Here is a 23,370-nt window from a genome sequence, read left to right on the forward strand (position 1 = left end):
TTTTTAGCATAATGCTGTTGATAATACATCTTTCATCGTTGATGCATATACTATCTTCATTCCATTTGTTATCTCTTCTGAAAGCTCTTCTACATCTTTTCTATTCTTCTCTGGTACAACAACTGTCTTAATTCCTGCCATATTAGCTGCTAGAAGTTTTTCTTTAAGACCACCTATTGGAAGTACTCTTCCTCTAAGTGTAATCTCACCTGTCATAGCTACACTAGCTTTAACTTTTCTTCCTGTAACAGCTGACAAAATAGCTGTTGCCATCGTTATTCCGGCTGAAGGACCATCCTTTGGTACTGCGCCTTCTGGAATATGAAGATGTATGTCTCTCTTTTCAAAATAATCCTCTGCTATATCATATTGTTCCGATATAGAGCGAACGTATGTAAGTGCAATCTGGGCTGACTCTTTCATCACATCACCCATCTGACCTGTAAGATTAATTGCACCTTTACCAGGCATAACATTCACTTCTATCTGAAGTGTGTCTCCACCTACTGCAGTCCATGCAAGTCCTCTTACAATTCCTATTTCATCTTCATCATTAGCTTTTATATAATCATATCGCTCTCTTCCAAGATATTTATTAAGATTACGCTCTGTTATTCTTACTCTTGTCTTCTTATTCTCAACAATCTCTCTGGCACTTTTACGACATATTGCACTTATCTTTCTCTCAAGATTACGCACTCCGGCTTCCCTTGTATATGAATGAATTATTGTATGCAGTGCATTCTCACTTATTGTAAGATTATCTTTGCTAAGTCCATTCTTTTCTATCTGTCTAGACACAAGATAATCTTTCGCAATATGAAACTTTTCATTTTCAGTATAGCTTGATACTTCTATTATCTCCATTCTGTCACGTAGTGGTTTGCTAATAGTACTTATGTCATTAGCAGTTGCTATAAATAATACATTAGACAAATCTACTGGAAGTTCAACATAATGATCTCTGAACTTATCATTCTGTGCCTGATCAAGAACTTCTAATAATGCTGCTGAAGTATCACCTTTATAATCACTGCTCGCCTTATCAACTTCATCAAGAAGCATAAGTGGATTATTAACTCCTGCTGTCTTTAATGCATCTATGATTCTTCCCGGCATAGCACCAACATAAGTTCTTCTATGTCCTCTTATCTCAGCTTCATCATGAACACCCCCAAGACTAATTCTTACATATTCTTTATTAAGTGCTCTTGCAACTGAACGTGCTATAGATGTCTTGCCTGTTCCCGGTGGACCAACAAGACATATAACAGGTGTTTCACCTTTTTTAGTAAGATTTCTAACTGCGAGGAATTCAAGTATTCTCTCTTTTACTTCGCTTAATCCATAATGATCTTCATTGAGTACTCTTCTTGCATTCTTAAGATCATCATTATCTTTTGATGATTTGTTCCATGGAAGTTCTAAAAGAGTATCAATATAATTCTTAATCATTGAACCTTCACCTGAATTAAACGATGCATTTTTATATTTTTCTATCTCTTTATATAATCTTTCTTTTACTGTCTTATCTGCTTTTAGTTTTCTAACTGCCGCATTCAGATTGTCAATCTCTTGTTCCTGACTGTCTTCTCCAAGTTCAGCTTTTATAACCTTAATCTGTTCTCTAAGAACATATTCTTTTTGATTTTTTTCAATATGTTCTTTCACTTTTGTCTGAAGTTCTTTTTTTATAGTCTGAATCTCTATCTCATTAGCGAGATATTCTGTTATCGCTTTATAACGCTCTTTGATGGTATCTTTTTCTAAAAGTTCCTGTTTGTTCTCATAATAAATAGGTAGACAAATCGCTACCTGATTTAGCAATTTGTCTATCTCTTTAATGCTTATTATATTTTTAATAACATCTTTACTTATTTTGGTATTATCAAGAACATATTTTTTAAGAAGATCTGTAACTACAAGTATCATTGCTTTTTCTTCTGATTCGCTAATATCTTCTTCCTTAATATAAGGACATATTGATATCTCTCCACTAAGCATTGCACTATCTTCTTCTATAAGATCTTGCATTACAGCTCTTTCATTACCTTCAACTAATACTCTCACAACATTATTAGGCATCTTAACTAACTGCTTAATTGTCGCAACTGTACCAAAATTAAATAAATCTTTTGCTGAAGGATCGGACTCCTCTGGATTTTTTTGTGTAACAAGAAATACTTCTTTATCTCCACCCATTGCTTTTTCAAGTGCCTGAATAGATTTTTTTCTCGATACATCAAAATGAACAACCATCTTAGGGAGTACAGTCATACCTCTGAGTGCAATAACAGGTAAAACTTTTTTTATTTCACTCATGCAATCTCTCCGCCATTATTTTTTACTAATTTCTTTTTAGCAGTTTTTCTTGGAACTGGTTCTGTTCTATATTCAAGAAGTGGCTTATCTGTACCAAGAACTGCTTCTTTTGTAACTATACATTTTGCAATTGTATCATCTGAAGGAATCTCAAACATAATATCCATCATTGTTGCTTCAAGTATAGCTCTAAGACCTCTGGCTCCTGTATTTCTCTCAAGACTTCGTTCTGCAATTATTTCAACAGCTTCCGGAGTAAATTCAAGTTCAACTTCATCTAACTCAAAAAGTTTCTTATACTGTTTAACAATTGCATTCTTAGGCTCTGTAAGAATCTTTACAAGTGCTTCTTTGTCAAGCTTATCAAGTGCTACAAGTACAGGAACACGTCCTACGAATTCCGGTATAAGACCAAACTTAACAAGATCGTGTGGAAGCACCTGGTGGAACAATTCTTCATTAGAGAATTCTGCTTTATCTTCACCAGTTGCATTGAATCCTATTGTCTTCTGATCCATACGTGCTTCAATTATCTTCTCAAGACCATCGAATGCACCACCACATATAAATAATATGTTAGTTGTATCTATCTGTATTAATTCCTGATGTGGATGTTTTCTTCCTCCCTGAGGTGGAACTGATGCTACAGTACCTTCAAGGATCTTTAATAATGCCTGCTGTACACCTTCACCTGATACATCTCTTGTAATTGATGCATTTTCAGATTTTCGTGTAATTTTATCAATTTCATCAATATAGATAATGCCACATTCAGCACGTTCCATATCATAATCTGCTGCCTGAATAATTTTCAAAAGTATATTTTCAACATCTTCACCGACATAACCTGCTTCTGTAAGTGCTGTTGCATCTGCAATGGCAAATGGAACATTTAACAATTTTGCAAGTGTCTGTGCAAGAAAAGTCTTACCTGAACCTGTTGGACCTAGCATAAGTATATTACTCTTCTGAATATCTACATCAAGATCTCTTCCTGATGTTATTCTCTTATAATGATTATATACAGAAACTGCAAGTACTTTTTTTGCTTCATCCTGTCCTATAACATACTGATCGAGAAACTCCTTAATTTCTTTTGGTTTTAACAGGTTAATACCATCATGGTTATCCATGCTGTCTTCAAATTCTTCTTCAATTATCTCTGAACATATCTCAATACATTCATCACAGATGTAAGCTCCATTTGGACCAGCTATAAGTTTACGTACCTGATCCTGTGTTTTATTACAGAACGAACATCTTAACTGTTTTTTATCATCGTTATTACCTCTACCTGCCATCAGCTCACCTCGTTTCATAATTTTGGGAATAAAGCTACTTAAGACTCCTAAATATTTAGGAGCCTTAAATTACTATTATTATCTTCTTTCTACTACGCTGTCAATAAGTCCATATTCAACAGCTTCCTGCGCTGACATGTAATTATCTCTCTCTGTATCAGCAGCAATAACATCAAGTGGCTTACCTGTATTAGCAGCCAATACCTGATTTAATCTTGTTCTTGTCTTGATAATATGATCTGAAACAATCTTAATATCTGTTGCCTGGCCCTGTGCTCCACCAGAAGGCTGATGAATCATAATCTCAGCATTAGGTAATGCAAATCTCTTGCCTTTTGCTCCACCAGCTAATAAGAATGCTCCCATACTTGCTGCCATGCCTAAACATATTGTTGAAACATCGCATTTTACATAATTCATTGTATCATATATTGCCCATCCGGCTGTAACTGAACCACCTGGACTGTTAATATATAAATGAATATCTTTATTAGGATCTTCAGATTCAAGGAATAATAACTGAGATACAATTAAGCCTGCTGTAGTCTCATTAACCTCTTCTCCAAGGAAAATAATTCTGTCTTTTAACAGTCTTGAGTAGATATCATATGATCTCTCTCCTCTGCTAGTCTGTTCAATAACATATGGCACTAAACTCATATTAATTCCTCCTGTTCCAATTATCTTTATTCAGATGTATTAGATTTCTTTAGCTGAATCTACAACTAATTCTACAGCCTTAGTTACTGCAATATCTTTCTTCATCTGTTCTTTTTCTGAATCGCCCATAACTTCTTTAAGTTTTGAAGCTTCCATCTTGTACATCTCAGCGATTTCATTAATCTCTTTTTCTAAATCTTCATCAGTTACTGTAATATTTTCTTTAGCAGCTACTGCTTCAAGAACAAGTCTTGACTGAATTCTCTTAAGAGCATTTGGTTTCATATCTTCGAATAATCTGTCAGGTGTTAATCCTGTGAACTGGAAGTACTGTTCAATTGTTAATCCCTGAGCCTGTAATCTTCTTGAGAAGTCATCAGCCATCTGTCTAACCTGTGTCTGAATCATTGCTTCTGGAATTTCCATTGTAGCATTTTCAATAATCTTGTCGATTACTTTTGTTTCTTTTTCTGATTCAGCTTCGTCTTTTTTCTTCTCTTCTAACTTAGCTCTTACATCTGCTTTGTACTCTTCTAATGTATCAAATTCTGATACTTCCTGTGCGAATTCATCATCTAATTCTGGAAGTTCTTTAACTTTGATTTCTTTAATTGTTACTTTGAATGTAGCTGGCTTTCCTGCTAATTCTTTTGCATGATATTCTTCTGGGAATGTTACATTAACTTCACATTCTTCTCCAACTTTTTTACCAATTAACTGTTCTTCGAATGTATCGATGAATGAATGTGAACCGATTGTTAATGAATAGTTCTCACCTTTTCCACCTTCAAAAGCTTCGCCATCAACAAATCCTTCAAAATCAATTACTGTCATATCTTTATCCTGAACTGGTCTGTCTTCTACAGTAACTGTTCTTGAGTTCTGTTCTCTTGCTTTATCTAATTCTGCTGTTACTTCTTCTTCTGAAACTTCAGCATCTGTTTTTTCTACTTCTACACCTTTGTATTCACCAAGTGTTACTTCTGGTTTTACAGCAACTTCTGCTGTGAATATAAATGGTTTGCCTTTTTCAATCTGTGTTACTTCGATCTTAGGCTGTGATACGATTTCTTCTCCACATTCGATAAGTGCTTTTGAATATGCATCTGGAATTAATTCATTAGCTGCATCATCATAGAAGATTTCAACGCCGTACATTTTTTCTACCATTGCACGAGGTACTTTACCTTTTCTGAAACCTGGAACACTAATCTTACCTTTATTTTTAAGATAAGCTTTCTGAATAGCTTTCTCTAAATCTTCAGCTGAAGCCTCGATTGTAAGCTTAATCATATTTTTTTCTAATTTTTCAACCTGTAAACTCATTTCTTGAATTTCCTCCTTAAAATATATGTATAAGTTATATTTTTCATTCTGCGTACTTATCCAATTTTAACCTAGACAATGACCTATTATATCATATTCATAATAATTTTGCTAGTGGAAAATTCGCATTTTTATGTGTTTTTTGAAAAATAAGCTCTGTTATCTGCTAATCTGTATAGCAGATTCCTTTTGCCTTTTCTTCTGCAGTTTTTTCATCAACAAGAATTGATATAAGCTGTAAACCAAGGTCAATTGCTGTACCCATACCTCTTGCTGTGATAATATGACCATCAACAACAACTTTGTCATTAGTAACTTTCGCACCAATAAGTTCTTTTTCAAATCCAGGATAACATGTAGCATATCTTTCTTTTAAGATACCTAAGTGTCCAAATACGCTTGGTGCTGCACATATTGCGGCTATGTATTTTTCTTCCTTGTCAAATTCAATAATCTTCTCAAGAAGACCCTCATGGGTATCAAGATTACGTGTTCCAGGCATACCACCTGGCAGGAATAACAGATCTATATTCTTAAAATCAGCTTCTTCGAATAACTTATCCGCTTTTATCTCTATATTATGCGCACCTGTTACTCTCAAATCACCTGTTACTGATATCATATCAACTTCCACTGCTGCTCTTCTTAATAGATCAATTACAGCCAGTGCTTCTACTTCTTCAAATCCTGTTGCAAGGAAAGCATATACCTTTGCCACTTGAACACACATCCTTTCTTATTGTATAATAACTATATATATTGTTTCTCCGATTCTTTTACATAATAACATATATATAACTTCGAAACAATATTTTTCGCCATCTGATGCAGTTTATCTGTATTAACTGTAATTAATTATTACAATCTGTCAGATGTTAGAATTATGGAGGTAATACATTATGGAAATAGAACGTAAATTTTTAATAAAAAAACTACCTGATAATCTTGATTCTTATAAAAAGAGAATTATCGAACAGGCTTATCTTAATACTGATCCTGTTGTTCGAATAAGGCGTGATAACGATGAGTATATCTTAACTTACAAATCAAGTGGACTTATGTCAAGGGAAGAATATAATCTTCCTCTTAATAAAGAAGCTTATGAGCATCTTCTTAGTAAAGCTGACGGCAATATAATCTCTAAAACACGTTATATGATTCCCGAAAAAGACGGACTTACAATTGAGCTTGATATCTTTCACAGAGATTTCGAAGGTATAATTCTTGCCGAAGTTGAGTTTCCGGATGAAACTTCGGCTAATGCCTATATTCCTTGCGATTGGTTTGCTAAGGATGTAACTTTTGAAAAAACGTTTCACAACAGCCGCATGAGTACAATGAGCATATCAGAAATAAGAAGTCTAAAAAATGATATTGCCATTTAACATATTTTGGTATAAAATGCTACTATCATATACATATAAGAAAGGGATTGTAAATATGGATTACGAAAGTACCAGAAAACTTCTTGAATCTGTTCATCAGGAACATCTTTTAAAATATTATGATGAACTTAGCGAACAGTCAAAAGAGAAACTTCTGAAACAAATTAATAATGTTGATTTTTCAGTTTTAAAATTAGTTGAAAATCATCAAACAGCAACAAAAAAGGGGAAACTTGAACCACTTGGTGCAGTTACACTTGACCAAATCAAAGAAAAAGAAACAGAATTCAGGACTACCGGTGTTAATGCTATTAAGAATACTAAAGTTGGGGCAGTACTATTAGCAGGTGGACAAGGTACACGTCTTGGACTTGACAAACCAAAAGGAATGTTAAATGTCGGCGTTAATAAGACTCTATATCTTTTTGAACAATTAATTAATAATATAATGGATGTAGTTAACGAAACAGGTACTTATATTCCTCTATATATTATGACAAGCGACAAGAATAACGAAGACACTGTTAACTTCTTTGAAGAACAGAACTATTTTGGCTATGATAAAGATTATATTAAGTTCTTCGTTCAGGAGATGGCTCCTTCTTGCGATTATAATGGCAAGCTTTATATGGAAGCAAAAGATACACTTTCACTATCACCTAATGGTAATGGCGGATGGTTCTCTTCACTTATTAAAGCCGGCCTTATAAAAGATATCAACGAACGTGGCGTTGAATGGCTTAACGTATTCTCTGTTGACAATGTCTTACAAAGAATTGCAGATCCTGTATTTGTAGGTGCTACAATTAACGCAGGTTGCGTATGTGGTTCAAAAGTAGTAAGAAAAGCTGCTCCGGAAGAAAGAGTTGGTGTACTATGTCTTGAAGATGGCAAACCATCTATCGTAGAATACTATGAAATGACTGATGAGATTATCAACTCAAGAAATGAGAATGGTGAGCTTTTATATAACTTCGGTGTAACTTTAAATTACCTATTTAAAGTAGACAAACTTATTGATATTATGAATAAGAATATGCCTCTTCATATTGTAGAGAAAAAAATTCCTTATATCAATGAGAATGGTGAGCTTGTTAAACCAGAATCACCTAATGGATACAAATTCGAGACTCTTGTTCTTGATATGATTCATCTTATGGATAATTGTCTCTCATTTGAGATTGACCGTAAAAAAGAATTTGCACCAATCAAAAACAGAACTGGTGTTGACTCATTAGATAGTGCAAGAGAACTTATGAAATACAACAATATTGAATTCTAGATAGTGTTGTCATAATTAGTATTATAGATAGTGCAGCTAACATTAACATTATCTATAATGTGGCTAACATTAATGATAATACCAATAACATTGCTGATATCAACAATATTACCGATATCAGCAATGTTTCTTTTATAATATTAATAAATACTATTGATAATTAAAAATAAGGATTTTAATGGCATTAGCACTATTAAAATCCTTATTTTAACAGGTATGATTAGATATTATTCTGTATATCTACAGTTTATATGTCTTATTATACCTTTTTCTTTATATTATATTTTATACTATATTTTATATATCATTTTTTTGCATTACATATTCTCTACAACTCATTTATTAGCGATATATCATCCAATTATCCCCAGTATCATCAAGAACGTCTTACATTCTCAATAAATCTCTTAATTTTATCCGGATCTTTACCTATTCCACTGTCATATTCAACTCCTGATGACACATCAACTCCATCTGGCGATGCTATTTCTATTGCCTTAACTACATTATCCGGAGTAAGTCCGCCTGCAAGGAAGAACAATTTGCTATGCTTAATATCTCTTAGCATTGTCCAGTCAAAAGTCTTTCCACTTCCTGGTTCTGCTGCATCAAATACATATCCTTTAATCTTATCAATGCTCTCATAATAATCAATTTTATCAATGTCATTAACATTAAATGCTTTAAGCACCGGAATTCTCGAAGCATCCAATATATCTTTTTCAACATTTCCATGAATCTGAATATAATCAAATCCACAATCACATATATCTTCTATCTGCTCTTTTGATGGCGATACCACAACCGCCACTTTTTTAATATCAGCTCTTAGAGTACTTATTATACACTTTGCAGTATCCAAAGATATATTTCTCTTACTTTTTTCAAAAAATAATACCATTCCAGCAAAATCGGCATCCATTGTATTTAAAAATTCTGCTTCTTTTTTACTAGTTAATCCACATATTTTTATAAACATATACATAACCTTCCTATACAATTATTAACTTCTACTCCACATATAGCAAAATGCCTGTGTTCTCGCTGCAAACTTCGCATTTTTCAAAAGTTCTTTCACTTCTTCCTTACTTACCCATACCGGCTCTATCTCTTCAAGAGTTGATGTACTCTTTCTAAATTCACCTCTGGCTTTACCAACAATACATACATTAGTCTCATTACTAAATCCCACTGCACTATAACTTGTTCCAATATAATCATCTATCTCATACAGTTCAAGACCTGTTTCTTCCCATAATTCACGCTTTGCACTTTCTTCCGGTTCTTCGCCTGAATCAATAAGCCCGGCTGGAAAATTATATACCCACTCACCAGGTGCAAGTCTGAACTCTTTATTAATCAGAATCCTATCTCCCGTTTCATTAGTTGTAATAATTACAACAGCATCTGCAACTTTACCATGTAATTCTTCAAATGAATTAATATCTTTATCCCTGCTTATCATCTCATAAGTCTTTTGCTTCTTATCCACCGTCTCATAATGAATATCATATCTTGTAATAAACTTTCCCTGCTCTTTTTTTTCAATTCCTCTAAAATCCATATTTTTCACCATATACTTTCTATTTTTTATATTATTCTACTATTGCTGTCTTTATAGCCACCTTAATTGCCCTAACCATATCATCAAGTTCCATCGAAGGCATATTATCTTTATTCTTAGCCTGTTCAGGAAGATATGGCACATGTATGAAACCTGCTTTTACATTCTTCATATTATTATCTTTAATTACTTTATATAATACACTATACATCACATGATTACATACAAAAGTCCCTGCTGAGTTAGATACTGCCGCCTCTATATTCTTAAGTTTAATCTCCTGACATATCTTCTTAATTGGAAGTGTTGTAAAATATGCATTTTCACCATCTTCTCTAATTACTTCATCAATAGGTTTATTCCCTTCATTATCTTCTATAAGTGCATCATCAACATTAATTGCAACTCGCTCTACAGTTATAGCTTTTCTACCTCCCGCCTGACCAATGCTAATAACAACATCCGGTCTTTCTATATCCATCATATCTATCACTCTTTTGGATGCCTTTTTAAAAACTGTTGGAATTATTAATTTTATAATCTTTGCATCACTTATATACTCAGGCAATCTATTAAGAATCTCTGTCGCCGGATTAATCTTCTCACCACCAAATGGTTCAAATCCTGTAATAAGTACTTTTTTCTCCATACTCTCTCTCCTCATCTATCTTGTAATATATCATAGCGTTATCATTTTATTTATCAAAGGGCATTCTGAATCGTTTAAATCTAATATGTTATTAGTCATAACGTTATCTTTTTATTTATCAAAGTGCATTCTGAATCGTTTAAATCTAATATGTTATTAAGTCATAACGTTATCTTTTTATTTATCAAAGGGCATTCTGAATCGTTTAAATCTAATATGACATTAAGTCATAATGTTATCTTTTTATTCATCAAAACCATAATATATTATATTGCATATTCTTATTCTCATCATTAATTAATTAAGATAAGCATTCCTAACAAAATAAATCATTATTTTTGTTTTTCAATAAGTTTTGAATATACATTCTTAACAAACCATGGTTCTGTCGATGCCTTAAGTGCCTCCTCTACTGTAAACCATCTAACTCCCAGATTCTCATCTTCTTTAGCTGTAAGCTCTTCATCTTCATCAGCTTCTAGAAGATATGTAACATTCAGATGAAGATGTGAAGATACATATTTTCCTTTTTTTACATGACCGTCAACTGTAAGAACTTCTACAGAAAATATATCATCACTAACAGCTCTTATATTCTTAATGCCACTCTCTTCCTTAGCTTCACGAATTGCTACATTAAGAAGATTAGTATCACCATCAGCATGTCCACCAAGCCATGACCATGAATCATATATCTTATGATAACACATAAGAACTTTATCATGAGCCTTATTCACAATCCATGCTGATGCTGTCATATGTGCCACATTATTATCTCTTACAAATGCATTCGCATTATTATTAATAAAATCAATAATGAAAGCTCTATCACGTTCTTCCTGCTCATTATATGGTATATAATCTTTTAACTGTTCCAATAATGTATTTTTAAGGTGTTGTAAATCTTCCTTTTTTAATTCTCTATTCTCTCTATATTCTATATTCATTCTCAATTCCATCCTTACTACAAATAATATTACTTAAAACCTCTACTTTTCTTCTAAGTATTATACTTCTATACCATACCTTTTATCAAGCATTAATGTATTAAACTGTCTTATTATAATTTATCATTGTCAAACTGTTTTATTACAATTTATCACTTGACGAATCATCTACCTTGCGATACAATATAGTCACTAGTATGTAATACAAGATAGTGAAAGGAGGCATATACTTGATTCCATCACAGATGCTAAAGGGAACACTTGAAGGCTGCATATTAAAAGTAATTGATGCAAAAGAGACTTATGGTTATGAGATATCCGAGACACTCAAATTCTATGGCTTTGACGATATCTCTGAAGGAACAATCTATCCTATGTTATTACGCCTTGAGAAAAATGGCCTTATAAGTGCAAGAAAATTAGATTCACCAGTTGGTCCAAAACGTAAGTATTTTTCACTTACTGATAATGGCAAGAATGAACTTAACAATTTTATAGATAACTGGAATGAATTAAGCAACGCTGTTAACACATTATTTGAAAGGGATGTATAATTATGAATAAAGAAACAAGACTTTTAAACAAAGAAAACAATATTCTTGATTCCAAAATCAAAGAAGAGAACCAAGCTATATTCACCGATATGATCTGCTACCTTAGAAGTTCCAACCTATCAGCTTACAATATAGAAGTTGTTCGTAACGATCTAACTGAGATGATATTATCTGCTCAAGAAAGAGGTGAGAATATCAATGATGTTGTCGGTGATGATTACAAAGATTTCTGCAATAGTATAATAGACACATTTCCACCTAAGACTGTTGGTGAAAAAATATCTGAGTTTACTGATACTCTGTCTTTTTCACTTGCAATTCTTTTATTTATTAATATGCTCTTATCAAGAGACTTTATCAATCTCATTGCAGGATTAATTCGTGGCAAAAATGTAACTTATTCAATCCCGGTAACACCAGGAATATTAATTCAAATAATTGCCATAATTACATTTGCAACATTCCTTGTACATGTAATAACCAAGAATTCACTCTCACTTAGTGAATCAAAAGAAAAACTGATAATAATTATAGCTTGCATTATATTGTCAATTGCACTCGCTTTGTCTTTTATGCTTAGAACTGCTATGTTTAATATACATGCATTAGTACTTATCGGACTTATTATATTATTCAGTTTGATTCATATTATAATATCACGAGTATTATAATATCTATTTTTAAACAATTATTTGCAACTTGTTGTAGTATTAATTATTATACTATTGCTATTTGTAACTTATTGTAGTATTAATTATTACACAGTTATTAGTTACAACTTATTGCAACATCAATTATTATACAGTTGTTAGCTACAACTTATTGCAACATCAATTATTATACAGTTGTTAGCTACAACTTATTGCAACATCAATTATTATACAGTTGTTAGCTACAATATATTGTAACATCAATTATTAATGTATGTACAAAACAAGAATATGCCAAACATCATATGCGTTTAACAAAATAGTTAACCTTTGTGAACAATCCATTAAAGATTGTAATGATACTTTTCACTTCTTAATTCATAATACCCACTAACTATTCTTCTGTTAAACGCATATATTAAATATAAATTCTTTACTTTTCATGTATTCTTTTGCCACACATATGCTCAATAGTTATCTCATATAACTGTACAGCTTTAATGCTCTTATTAATCTCTTCTTAAGTGAATCTACTTTATATCCTGATTTTGCACCATGAAAATATATTTTTCATTCTGTTCATCATAATAATAATTAACCGGAACTGCAAATGGATAACTATCATCTACTCGACAATTTCTATGATATATCACCTATTATATCCACCATTCAGGTGTAATTTCTCCAAGTGTTACTACCTTGTCATTTTCATAATCCATCATAATCTCAATATCACTATATTCTTCTGGCATTAACTGTGTCATAAATTCTCTGCAAGCACCACAAGGTGGCATAGCTTTTCCATCTCTGTTAATAGCTATAACTCTCTTAATAGCATCTTCGCCATTGGTAATCATATTAAAAATAGCATTTCGTTCAGCACATATGCCTAGTGTACATGCTGTATCTACGCAGACTCCAACATATATCTTACCTGTCACCGATTCAATTGCTGCAGAAACTCCACCTGCCTCAATAATTCCAGAAACATCTCTCGGTTTTAACACACTTTTTGCTGCGTCATATAATTCTTTCCATTTATTATCCATCTTATACTCTCCTTTAAATATCTTTTTATTATTAGTTTTTCAACTGGAATTACAAAGCTACTTTTATACCTACAGTTCTTTCATATTAATCATAATCTACAGATTTTCCCAAATGCAGATTTATTTCTCCATTAAATCTATTGCTTATCTATCTTTTATTTTATACTATCATTTTTCTATAAGTCATCAAACAGCTTAAACATTAACTAAAAACGGAAGTATTGATTTTCCAACACTTCCGTTTTAATTAATGAGACATCGGGGATTCGAACCCCGGACAACTTGATTAAAAGTCAAGTGCTCTACCGACTGAGCTAATATCCCATACAATATTAAATTGTAAAAGGTGAGTACAGGGATTCGAACCCTGGGCCTTCAGAGCCACAATCTGACGCGATAACCAACTTCGCTATACCCACCATATTAACTTAAGACTAAGTAAAATGAACTATTCAAATGTTCAAACTGAAATATCATAATACTGATTATATCTTTACACAAGTAAAGGGACTTTAAATAACAAGGTCCCTCCACTACGCTGTATAAAATAATGTGCCCAAAGGGATTCGAACCCCCGACCCACGGCTTAGAAGGCCGTTGCTCTATCCAGCTGAGCTATGGACACACATTAACACTTACGTGCTAAAAGCGGGTGATGGGAATCGAACCCACGTATCTAGCTTGGAAGGCTAGTGTTCTACCATTGAACTACACCCGCATATTAAATTGTAAGTCGGGGTGACAGGATTCGAACCTGCGACCTCTTGATCCCAAATCAAGCGCTCTAGCCAAGCTGAGCCACACCCCGAGGGAAATAGTGATCTTATATTATAAAACCACCATATGAACCAATAAAATAAATACTATAATTGTATCACAAAAAATTTTATCATAAAAACATTTACAATACAATGCGGATGACAGGAATCGAACCTGCACGGTCTCCCACTAGATCCTAAGTCTAGCGCGTCTGCCAGTTCCGCCACATCCGCATATCGAATTATAATAATTCGAAATGAGACATCGGGGATTCGAACCCCGGACAACTTGATTAAAAGTCAAGTGCTCTACCGACTGAGCTAATATCCCATATTTATTAAATTGTAACTGGGCTAGTTGGATTCGAACCAACGTAATGCAGGAATCAAAATCCTGTGCCTTACCGCTTGGCGATAGCCCACTATAACAGACTAGCAACTAACACAGTCAAAGGTGAGTACAGGGATTCGAACCCTGGGCCTTCAGAGCCACAATCTGACGCGATAACCAACTTCGCTATACCCACCATATAATAACTATACATACGATTAGGGACTAAATTACCGTCCCCAATTAAGTAAGTAACTAAAATATCAATGTGCCCAAAGGGATTCGAACCCCCGACCCACGGCTTAGAAGGCCGTTGCTCTATCCAGCTGAGCTATGGACACACATTAACACTTATGTGTTAAAAGCGGGTGATGGGAATCGAACCCACGTATCTAGCTTGGAAGGCTAGTGTTCTACCATTGAACTACACCCGCATATTAAATTGTAAGTCGGGGTGACAGGATTCGAACCTGCGACCTCTTGATCCCAAATCAAGCGCTCTAGCCAAGCTGAGCCACACCCCGTTCACGTTTTTCCTTAACGTCTTTTCCCGTGACGCAAAAATTATTATATAGTATGTTGCTTAATATGTCAACTACTTTTTTCATTTTTTTTATTTTTTATTGACCTTTTATTGTTCATTGTTCTTTTATCAACCATTAGTCATATTCTGCAGCTGTAGTTTATCATAGAAAAACCTTATTTGTTTTGCATTATAATGTATATATTCTTTCATAAGATTCACATATCTAATTAATATACTTAATCAGAATACACTCTTTTCTCTAAGTTTTCTTTTTACCACCTTATACAGTAAATTACCAATATATTACACCACGCATAATAAAAATTGGAAATCCAACACTGCCAAAACAGTATCTTTAATAAGACTATAATACATTTTGTAACATAACATCAACAAATTATGTCTAACAATATATAACATTATCTAATATAATTATTGCTCTACTTCCTGCTATAGATAATTAATAGTATAATGTGCTTCTCCTTTATCATCAATCTCCATTATGATATAAGAAGGGCGACGACCATCCTGTCTTGGATATGACAGACTTCCAGGATTAATAATTGTGACCTCATCGTCAATATTTATAAGCGGCCTGTGCGTATGTCCAAACATAACAATATCCGCACCTCTCGCTATTGCTTCATTTTTCAATAATTCCAAACCAGCAGACACATTATAATAGTGACCATGAGTAAGCATGACCTTATATTTTTCAAGTACAAGCTCCTTTTCCTTATCCAATCTTGAAAAGAAATCGTTATTACCAGCAATTATCTCAACAGGGCAGTTTGCAATCTGTCGTATATAATTCTCAGAGCCTTCTGAATCACCAAGGTGAATCAGAAGGTCTATATGTCCAATTTTTTTCAAAACTGTTAAGAGATTCTCATTATGCCTATGGGTATCACTGACAACTAAAATCTTCATATAAGTCTCTCCTAAACCGTTTTTATTTTTTCACATAATACTATTATTACAACAATTTTACAAGTACTTTATTATATTTTTTTTCATTTTTCTTAAAGCATTTCCTCTATGGCTAATCTCATTCTTCTCTTCCATAGATAATTCAGCTGTTGTCTTCTTAAGCTCAGGTACATATACTATTGGATCATATCCGAATCCATTATCACCCTTTTGCTCATATCCTATAATTCCTTCTATAGTACCTCTTGTAGTAAGTTCTGTACCATCCGGAAAAACTGCTGCTATAACGCAGACAAACCTTGCTGTTCTCTTCTCATCAGGTACACCTTCAAGTCTGTCTATTATAGCTTTATTTTTAATATCATACGATGTATCTTCTCCAAGATATCTTGCTGAATATATTCCGGGCTCACCATTAAGATAATCAACTTCAAGCCCTGAATCATCTGCAAGAACAATTCCTTTTGTCTCTTTCCATATTGCTCTTGCTTTAATCAGCGCATTCTCTTCAAAACTTTTACCATCTTCTATTATCTCGACATCTATACCCGCTTGTTTTAGAGATATAATCTCAGTATTTAAATCTCCTAAAATCTCTCGGATCTCTTTCATCTTATTCTCATTACCTGTTGCAAATACTATTCTATTCATTATTTTTCCTCCTGAGTCAGTATGTTTGTAAACATCTTAAGGCATACATTACAATTCTCTGCCTCTTCAACTCTTGTCCATCTATTTCCATTAAGGCTTCCATAGCCTTCTCCATCAGTTATATCAACTGTCTGTGTATTATCACCGGCTACATACTCAATCGCAACCGGATGTGTCGAATTAGGTGTCTTTATCCTTACTACAACTGCATATTTTCTTCCCGGTTCAAGTTTTTTACCACATTTTGATAAATCAACCGTATAATAGCCGGCATAAGTGAATTTACCACTTGTAAGAGGTTCTCTTTTTACAAAAGAATCCTCATTCTCAAAATCATCCACCCAATATACTTCATATTCTGTATCCTTACCAGTTGCATAAAAACTTACAGCTTCAAGACTTTCAGCATTAACTGCCGTGTATACGTTAGAAAAATACGCTTCATCCGAATTAGAATATCCTAACGCACCAATCCATCCGCACAGATCAGTCTGATATATATTATCATAATTACCTGCATCTTCAACCTTTGTATAGCAAATATTATGTGTTGCTATATTAGAATCATAATATGATACATAAAAAAGACCATCATCACCAAAGTTCTCGCCCCAGCTATTCATACATATAAATGCGCCATCGCCTTCGAGTTCTGTATTAAAGTTCTCTTTTGGATAATTATCATCCCATCCCACAATTACAATATCATGATTAGGTTTTTCTGTACCAACATAGCAATAAGCATACTTCTCTTTATTATAATATACTGAACTACTGCTAGAATTCTTAAGTGATGTATATAGTGAACTTTGAACACCTCCATAAAGGTATACTGCTTTTTTTATTCCTTCAAAATCCTTACTGTCTATAATCTGAACTTCCTGTACATGTTTTTTAGCTGTAAGACCTTCTGTTGTAACGCCATCACCATATGGATCTTCTTCCTCATATACCGGACCTTTCCATGATGCAAGATATGCAATAGCCATAGTATATTCTCCACCATCATTCTGAGTCATATTATAACCACTGTTAAGCGACATATGATCCTCTGAGAATACAGACTTTTCTTCCGGATACAGTGATGTCTCAAGCGCAGTAAGTGATGCAAATGCCCAACACGTTCCAAGTCGTCCCTGATTCTTAGCTACCGGAAGTCGCCCTACATCTCTATATGAATAATAATAAGGTACTATCTTCGTATCTTCCACTTTACTCGTAAGTTCCAAAGTTGCATCCTGAATTGACCAGTTGTAATCATACATAAGCCCCTGTGCAACCGTTTGTGCCGAAACATAATACTTCCCGTCTATATCTTCTATTCCGGCATTTATATTCTGCTGCATACCATTTATCAGAGCCTTATCAGAATCAACTGACATAGTAAGATTAAGTGTATTCTTTTCAAGTACAAGTGTATTTTTATCATAAAAATTGGTTGCACATTGAAAAGCTGCCTTAATATTATCAAGAGGTATCATAATATTAAGATTATCGTCCATGTAAAGAGAATCATCACCAGCAATCTCTTTACCATCAACCTTAAATGTGATACTTCCAGAATTCACACTCTTAGCAATTAACCTGTTCCATTCATCATTCTTAACATACTCTTTATATGTATTTCTGACACCTTCAGCCATATATGTGTCGCTAATTTGAATAACAATTCCTAAAACTGTTATCAGAGTAAGAACAATATATATTTTTATTCTACTCATCTTTATCCTCCTATGAATCAGCCAGATTTCTCTTATTTTCTATATTCTATTTTCATTGTTCAAAACTTAAAATTATTATCTGATATTCTTTTTTAGTTATACAATTCTGATGTTTTTTAGTTGTACAATTTTAATATCATTTTTAGCTATGCATTTTAGATATCTTTTTTAGTCGTGCATTTTAATATCCTTTTTAGTCGTACATTTCCGATGTCATTTTTTAATTGTACAGTTGTAATCATCTAAAGTATTGCCTATTTTTTATGCCAAATGCTTTAAATATATATTCTTCAGCCCTGTAAAACCATATAAATTCCTTGTTCAAATATCATATAAATTCTATGTTCAAATATAATTCTCATCTATATTAATCTATATTAATTAGACTAATCATCACAATTTATAACCACAATTTGAAACATTTTATTGAAAATCAGTTCTATAATCTATTATCTTCTTTTTGGTGGTTTCGGTCCTGCGAACTGATAAAAGTAAGTTTTTATCATTCCGTTATATATCTTTCTATTCTTATCTGCTTTTCGTCCAATATACTTCTCTGCATCTTCATAAGATGTAATAATATATGCTGACCAATCATCCAATGCCTTAAATCTCTCACCAATTGTAGTATACAATCCAGGTAGCTCTGATTTTTCTTCCAATCGCTCACCATATGGTGGATTAGTTATAATAAAACCATACTTCTTTGGATGACTTAATGCACTTACTTCCCTCTCCTGAAAATGAATTAAATGATCAACACCTGCAAGCTTAGCATTCTCTCTAGCTGCCTGAACCATCTTGCCATCAATATCATATCCCTGGATATCCATATCAACATTCATATCTATCATATCTCTAGCTTCATCAACAGCGTCTGTCCATAATCTTTTTGGTATAAAATTAGTCCACTGTTCAGCTGTAAATTCTCTGTTCATACCAGGTGCTATATTGCATCCCATCATTGCAGCTTCAATAGGAATTGTTCCACATCCACAAAAAGGATCCACAAGAATTCTATCTTTATTCCATGGTGTAAGTTGTATAAGAGCTGCTGCAAGAGTCTCTGAAAGTGGTGCTTTGCTTGTAAGCTTTCTATATCCTCTCTTGTGTAATGAATCTCCACTTGTATCAAGTGCAATTGTAACTATATCCTTGTGGATAGTCACTCTTACAGGATAATCATTACCATCTTCTTTAAACCAATCAATATTATATTTTCCTTTAAGTGATTCAACCATTGCTTTTTTTACAATAGACTGAATGTCTGATGGGCTAAAAAGCTTGCTTTTAACAGATGACGCCTTAGTAACCCAAAATTTACCATCTTCAGGTATAAATTCATCTAAATCTAATGCTTTTACACCCTGAAATAATTCTTCATAAGTCTCTGCTTTAAACTCTCCAAGCTTTATAAGAACTCTCTCTGCTGTTCTAAGTCCAATATTTGCTCTACATACAGCTTCTGCATCTCCAATAAATGTAACTTTACCATCTTCAACGCATTTTATATCATAACCTAAGTCAATTATCTCTCTCTTTAACACCGCTTCAAGTCCAAAATGACAAGGTGCTATTATATCAAATATTCTCATATATATTTCCTCTCGTATACAAACCAGCTAACAATTAACTCCTACATTAGTATATATTTTACTAATATACTAATGCTCTATAATACTTCACATCTCAACGAATACAATTAGTTTGTTCTTCGTATTACCACTCACGTGAAACATTCAACATCAAAAGTTACTTCTCAATGAATACAATTAGTTTGTTCTTTGTATTGCTACCACTTATGTTATACTGGTCATCTATCAATTATTATCATAATCTATGTAACTAATCTTCTTATATGCTATGTAATAATACTCTTTATTACACACACTTATATTGTAGATGTAGTTTCCCATCCTGTCAACGATAAACCTATTATAAATTTCTTTTTTACGCTAAACCTGGCATAAGTTTCTTTTTACTGCTGGCTGTTCTATTGGTTTTCTTTTTCTATGAGCTTATTTCTTTCCTTTTTCTATGAGTTTATCGCTTTTCTTTTCTATGAGCTTATCGCTTTTCTTTCTATCATCTTATCGCTTTTCTTTCTATCATCTTATCGCTTTTCTTTTCTCATAATCTCATCACTTTTTCTTTCTATCATCTTATTGCTTTTCTTTTCTTATAATCTTATCTATGCCTCTCTTTATTAGCTTCTCTATTAATGAATCTAATATACCCTTTATATCCTTCAGCTAACGACATTACTCTGTATCCTTTTTCCTTAAATATCCCTGCAACAACAAGACTCTTATTACCCTTCTCGCAATAAAAAATTATCTGATACTCTCTACTAATATGCTCGAAATTACTATAAATTTCATCATACGAATAATTAATAGCACCAGGAATATGCCCCTTCATAAACTCTCTTCCATCTCTTAAATCTATTATCAAAAGAGTTTTTTCTCTTGAAAGCCTACTTAATTCATATGGCTGCAACATGTCTGGAACTCTCACACTAACACTTCCCATCCCCCAATTTCATAAAATCACTTCACTCTTAATCCTTATTTTTAATTTTACACTTTTAGTCTTTATTTTTAATCTTTCCTCCAATCTTCACTCTTTGTCTTTATTCTTAATCTTTATTACAATCGCTACTTTTTGTCTTTATTCCTAATCTTTATTACAATCGCTACTCTTTGTCTTTATTCTTAATCTTTCTTTTAATCTCTACTCTTAATTTCACTCTCAACCCTATGTCTCAATATGCTAATCTCTAGACAATTGAGCTATCCAATTATTATATTTGCTAATACTTCCATATTCTTCATACACTATCTTATTCAATATAGTATACCTATGTTACTATAATCTTGTATATGTTTTCTGCAATCTATTTCTGACTTATAATTACATATATACAAAAAATTCTTTAAAATCTTCTTTTATCAATAGTTTTATATACTATTTGTATTTAAATAAATGCAATCTCGCAATCAATACATTTTTTGACTTATTTTGGTCTTTTTCTATAATTTTTATACCCCTATAACAAAAATTTTTATTTTTATATACTATTGATTTTGCTTAGAATTTATAATATAATAAATTTCGTGAAAAGTTATTTACCCTTCAAAAGTTTCTTTTCACGTTATAACCCCTTATTAATTATTTATACTCCCCTCATCGAAAAAGCTAGTAGCTCCCCTACTAGCTTTTTCTTCTTTATATCCTTACGTATATCTTATATGCAACACTCTATACCCGCTTGTACTATATCTACCATCCACGCACTGTCTTATACTATCCTACATTCCTGTGCTATCTTATATTATACCTATCCCCTGTATCGTTTTATACTATACCTATCATCCACGTGCTATCTCATACTATATCTACCACCGATTTTTTCAAATCGTTCTTTATATGCTTTTAACTGTAGCAGTCTTATACTATATCTACCACCCTATACTATCCTCTACATGTACCACCTTATACCATCCTATATGTGCCATATATTATAATTGAAAATGCAATAATTAGTTACAATACTTTATATAATACACTACGCTTCGCATATAAGATATAAATGCAAAAAGCTAATGTACTAATCTGCTTTCAAAAAGCATATCAATACATTAGCTTTCACTCCATTAACATAATCTATATCAAAGTACCAAATCTTTTATACGATTACTTGCAAACTTCAATTCTACTTTAAACTTTTTAATTCTAATGTTTTATAAAATTATTAACAAAACCAACCACTACGGCAATAACTAGTACAACTGCAATAATAGGAATTAAAATATTCACTGTGATTGTTATAATTCCTCCAATAATGGACACTATTACAAACGCAACAAGCATTACTACTATAACACTCAAAACAGCTGAAAGTACTTTATGAATTTTACCGGCGATACCATGTGTATCGCTATTATCATTCTCTAAATTATCCTTTTCTCTCTCATATGTCTTGTTCTCTTGTCTGAAACTATTTTCATATTCATTGCTAAACCTATTAGTTTTGCTGTTATTAGCTGTATAAGAATCTATAATGCTCTTTGCTATTAATCTTGGTGAACCCAGCTCTTCCAATATCTCCTGTTCACTAATACCATCTGCTTTCTTCTGCTCTATATAATCGTTATAATACTTAACATTATCATATGCTATCTCTGTTCCAAGTTCTTCCTGAATTGTATTACTCAATATATCTAAAAATTCTTTTTTTGTCATGTCTATCACCTCGTTAGAATAATATATCTAAATACTATCACATTAACTCTCACTGGTAAACTAAACATAAAATATATTTTCTTAATTATTTATTAATATTATCTAGATATACCTTTCTCTCTTCATTAAGCCTTGTATATTCCATAATAGCTTCTGTAATAGAACTTTGTTAAAATCTGTACTTTTATAATACATCTTTCATTAATAATAAATAATCTTTGTATCAATTCGTACTATCACTATTAACTAAGCATCTATACCAAAACTGCAATTGAGCTGAAGATTAATATTTATCCTCATTCTTTACAAAATAATATGGAAATATATGATTATCAGACTAACAACTTAAAGAACTTTATATAATACTATAAATAAATGGCTTCAGAAAATCGAGTAGGAGGGAAAATTAAATAAATTTTCCCGACCTCTCACACCACCGTACGTACGGTTCCGTATACGGCGGTTCAATCAACTTAACAAGTAACACACCTTTCGGTGTAGTAATCTATCATTGAGACT

At 32.7% G+C, this 23,370-nt stretch carries 21 protein-coding genes and 12 tRNA genes; 4 read left to right on the forward strand and 29 right to left on the reverse strand.

All coding sequences use genetic code 11. The features are described 5' to 3' along the window. Window positions 1–3: 3 nt before the first annotated feature. The 5 genes from lon to KQI85_RS13915 all read right to left on the reverse strand — a co-directional run bounded on the left by lon (window position 4) and on the right by KQI85_RS13915 (window position 6,327). A complete protein-coding gene (lon, locus tag KQI85_RS13895) occupies window positions 4–2,322 on the reverse strand; it encodes an endopeptidase La (RefSeq protein WP_216576676.1) in 2,319 nt (772 codons plus the stop codon). Continuing rightward, entirely contained in the window at window positions 2,319–3,623 is a 1,305-nt protein-coding gene (gene clpX, locus KQI85_RS13900) for an ATP-dependent Clp protease ATP-binding subunit ClpX (protein WP_216576677.1), read from the reverse strand. The genes lon and clpX overlap by 4 nt, the downstream gene beginning before the upstream one ends. Before the next feature lie 78 nt (window positions 3,624–3,701). After that, the gene (gene clpP, locus KQI85_RS13905) at window positions 3,702–4,283 is read right to left on the reverse strand and encodes an ATP-dependent Clp endopeptidase proteolytic subunit ClpP (RefSeq protein WP_216576678.1); all 582 of its coding nucleotides are present in this window, start codon (window positions 4,281–4,283) and stop codon (window positions 3,702–3,704) included. 39 nt (window positions 4,284–4,322) lie between these two features. Next, entirely contained in the window at window positions 4,323–5,609 is a 1,287-nt protein-coding gene (gene tig, locus KQI85_RS13910) for a trigger factor (protein WP_216576679.1), read from the reverse strand. Between the two features lie 166 nt (window positions 5,610–5,775). Continuing rightward, window positions 5,776–6,327 carry a DJ-1 family glyoxalase III gene (locus KQI85_RS13915; RefSeq protein WP_216576680.1) on the reverse strand — a complete coding sequence of 184 codons (552 nt, stop codon included), beginning with the start codon at window positions 6,325–6,327 and terminating at the stop codon, window positions 5,776–5,778. 181 nt (window positions 6,328–6,508) lie between these two features. Here KQI85_RS13915 and KQI85_RS13920 point away from each other — a divergent pair, with 181 nt between their 5' ends. Continuing rightward, window positions 6,509–6,994, forward strand: coding sequence for a CYTH domain-containing protein (locus KQI85_RS13920; protein WP_216576681.1), 486 nt, complete (start codon window positions 6,509–6,511; stop codon window positions 6,992–6,994). A gap of 55 nt (window positions 6,995–7,049) precedes the next feature. Then, complete coding sequence (locus KQI85_RS13925; RefSeq protein WP_216576682.1) at window positions 7,050–8,276, forward strand: UDPGP type 1 family protein; 1,227 nt, start codon at window positions 7,050–7,052, stop codon at window positions 8,274–8,276. Window positions 8,277–8,652: 376 nt separating this feature from the next. On the opposite strand, the gene KQI85_RS13930 is transcribed toward KQI85_RS13925, so the two are convergent. The 4 genes from KQI85_RS13930 to KQI85_RS13945 form a co-directional block, all read right to left on the reverse strand. After that, a complete protein-coding gene (locus KQI85_RS13930; RefSeq protein WP_216576683.1) occupies window positions 8,653–9,255 on the reverse strand; it encodes a phosphoribosylanthranilate isomerase in 603 nt (200 codons plus the stop codon). A gap of 24 nt (window positions 9,256–9,279) precedes the next feature. Then, window positions 9,280–9,840, reverse strand: coding sequence for an NUDIX hydrolase (locus KQI85_RS13935; protein ID WP_216576684.1), 561 nt, complete (start codon window positions 9,838–9,840; stop codon window positions 9,280–9,282). A 31-nt stretch (window positions 9,841–9,871) separates the two neighbouring features. Further along, window positions 9,872–10,489 (reverse strand): pyroglutamyl-peptidase I, encoded by a 618-nt coding sequence (gene pcp, locus KQI85_RS13940; protein WP_216576685.1) that lies wholly within the window; start codon window positions 10,487–10,489, stop codon window positions 9,872–9,874. A 332-nt stretch (window positions 10,490–10,821) separates the two neighbouring features. Further along, window positions 10,822–11,436, reverse strand: coding sequence for an NUDIX hydrolase (locus KQI85_RS13945; protein ID WP_216576686.1), 615 nt, complete (start codon window positions 11,434–11,436; stop codon window positions 10,822–10,824). A 245-nt stretch (window positions 11,437–11,681) separates the two neighbouring features. Between KQI85_RS13945 and KQI85_RS13950 the strand changes: the two genes are divergently transcribed. Then, window positions 11,682–11,990: a PadR family transcriptional regulator gene (locus KQI85_RS13950; protein ID WP_216576697.1), complete on the forward strand. Its 309-nt coding sequence runs from the start codon at window positions 11,682–11,684 to the stop codon at window positions 11,988–11,990. A gap of 2 nt (window positions 11,991–11,992) precedes the next feature. Beyond that, window positions 11,993–12,661 (forward strand): hypothetical protein, encoded by a 669-nt coding sequence (locus KQI85_RS13955; RefSeq protein WP_216576687.1) that lies wholly within the window; start codon window positions 11,993–11,995, stop codon window positions 12,659–12,661. 509 nt (window positions 12,662–13,170) lie between these two features. On the opposite strand, the gene KQI85_RS16835 is transcribed toward KQI85_RS13955, so the two are convergent. From KQI85_RS16835 to KQI85_RS14050, 20 genes are all read right to left on the reverse strand, one after another. Continuing rightward, window positions 13,171–13,293, reverse strand: coding sequence for a hypothetical protein (locus KQI85_RS16835; RefSeq protein ID WP_256448227.1), 123 nt, complete (start codon window positions 13,291–13,293; stop codon window positions 13,171–13,173). A gap of 3 nt (window positions 13,294–13,296) precedes the next feature. Then, complete coding sequence (locus KQI85_RS13960; RefSeq protein ID WP_216576688.1) at window positions 13,297–13,689, reverse strand: cytidine deaminase; 393 nt, start codon at window positions 13,687–13,689, stop codon at window positions 13,297–13,299. Window positions 13,690–13,940: 251 nt separating this feature from the next. Continuing rightward, a tRNA-Lys gene (locus tag KQI85_RS13965) sits at window positions 13,941–14,013 on the reverse strand. Between the two features lie 20 nt (window positions 14,014–14,033). Beyond that, window positions 14,034–14,109 (reverse strand) — tRNA-His (locus KQI85_RS13970). Between the two features lie 131 nt (window positions 14,110–14,240). Continuing rightward, window positions 14,241–14,314 (reverse strand) — tRNA-Arg (locus tag KQI85_RS13975). 22 nt (window positions 14,315–14,336) lie between these two features. Next, window positions 14,337–14,407: transfer RNA gene (locus tag KQI85_RS13980), tRNA-Gly, on the reverse strand. Between the two features lie 15 nt (window positions 14,408–14,422). Further along, a tRNA-Pro gene (locus KQI85_RS13985) sits at window positions 14,423–14,497 on the reverse strand. Window positions 14,498–14,601: 104 nt separating this feature from the next. Continuing rightward, a tRNA-Leu gene (locus tag KQI85_RS13990) sits at window positions 14,602–14,681 on the reverse strand. A 24-nt stretch (window positions 14,682–14,705) separates the two neighbouring features. Continuing rightward, window positions 14,706–14,778 (reverse strand) — tRNA-Lys (locus tag KQI85_RS13995). Window positions 14,779–14,796: 18 nt separating this feature from the next. Beyond that, a tRNA-Gln gene (locus KQI85_RS14000) sits at window positions 14,797–14,869 on the reverse strand. Window positions 14,870–14,899: 30 nt separating this feature from the next. Beyond that, window positions 14,900–14,975, reverse strand: a tRNA-His gene (locus KQI85_RS14005). Window positions 14,976–15,045: 70 nt separating this feature from the next. Continuing rightward, a tRNA-Arg gene (locus KQI85_RS14010) sits at window positions 15,046–15,119 on the reverse strand. A gap of 22 nt (window positions 15,120–15,141) precedes the next feature. Beyond that, window positions 15,142–15,212, reverse strand: a tRNA-Gly gene (locus KQI85_RS14015). A 15-nt stretch (window positions 15,213–15,227) separates the two neighbouring features. Further along, window positions 15,228–15,302, reverse strand: a tRNA-Pro gene (locus KQI85_RS14020). A gap of 452 nt (window positions 15,303–15,754) precedes the next feature. After that, entirely contained in the window at window positions 15,755–16,234 is a 480-nt protein-coding gene (locus tag KQI85_RS14025; protein WP_216576689.1) for a metallophosphoesterase, read from the reverse strand. Between the two features lie 57 nt (window positions 16,235–16,291). Beyond that, on the reverse strand, window positions 16,292–16,885 hold the full coding sequence (locus tag KQI85_RS14030; RefSeq protein ID WP_216576690.1) for an XTP/dITP diphosphatase: 594 nt from the start codon (window positions 16,883–16,885) through the stop codon (window positions 16,292–16,294). Next, window positions 16,885–18,606, reverse strand: coding sequence for a lectin like domain-containing protein (locus KQI85_RS14035; protein ID WP_216576691.1), 1,722 nt, complete (start codon window positions 18,604–18,606; stop codon window positions 16,885–16,887). The genes KQI85_RS14030 and KQI85_RS14035 overlap by 1 nt, the downstream gene beginning before the upstream one ends. A 449-nt stretch (window positions 18,607–19,055) precedes the next feature. Next, complete coding sequence (locus KQI85_RS14040) at window positions 19,056–20,201, reverse strand: class I SAM-dependent RNA methyltransferase (RefSeq protein WP_216576692.1); 1,146 nt, start codon at window positions 20,199–20,201, stop codon at window positions 19,056–19,058. Between the two features lie 592 nt (window positions 20,202–20,793). Further along, window positions 20,794–21,123: a rhodanese-like domain-containing protein gene (locus KQI85_RS14045; RefSeq protein ID WP_216576693.1), complete on the reverse strand. Its 330-nt coding sequence runs from the start codon at window positions 21,121–21,123 to the stop codon at window positions 20,794–20,796. Between the two features lie 1,218 nt (window positions 21,124–22,341). Further along, window positions 22,342–22,851 (reverse strand): DUF1700 domain-containing protein, encoded by a 510-nt coding sequence (locus KQI85_RS14050; RefSeq protein WP_216576694.1) that lies wholly within the window; start codon window positions 22,849–22,851, stop codon window positions 22,342–22,344. Window positions 22,852–23,370 lie beyond the last annotated feature (519 nt).

The sequence above is a fragment of the Falcatimonas sp. MSJ-15 genome (assembly GCF_018918265.1).
Classification (GTDB): Bacteria; Bacillota; Clostridia; order Lachnospirales; family Lachnospiraceae; genus Falcatimonas.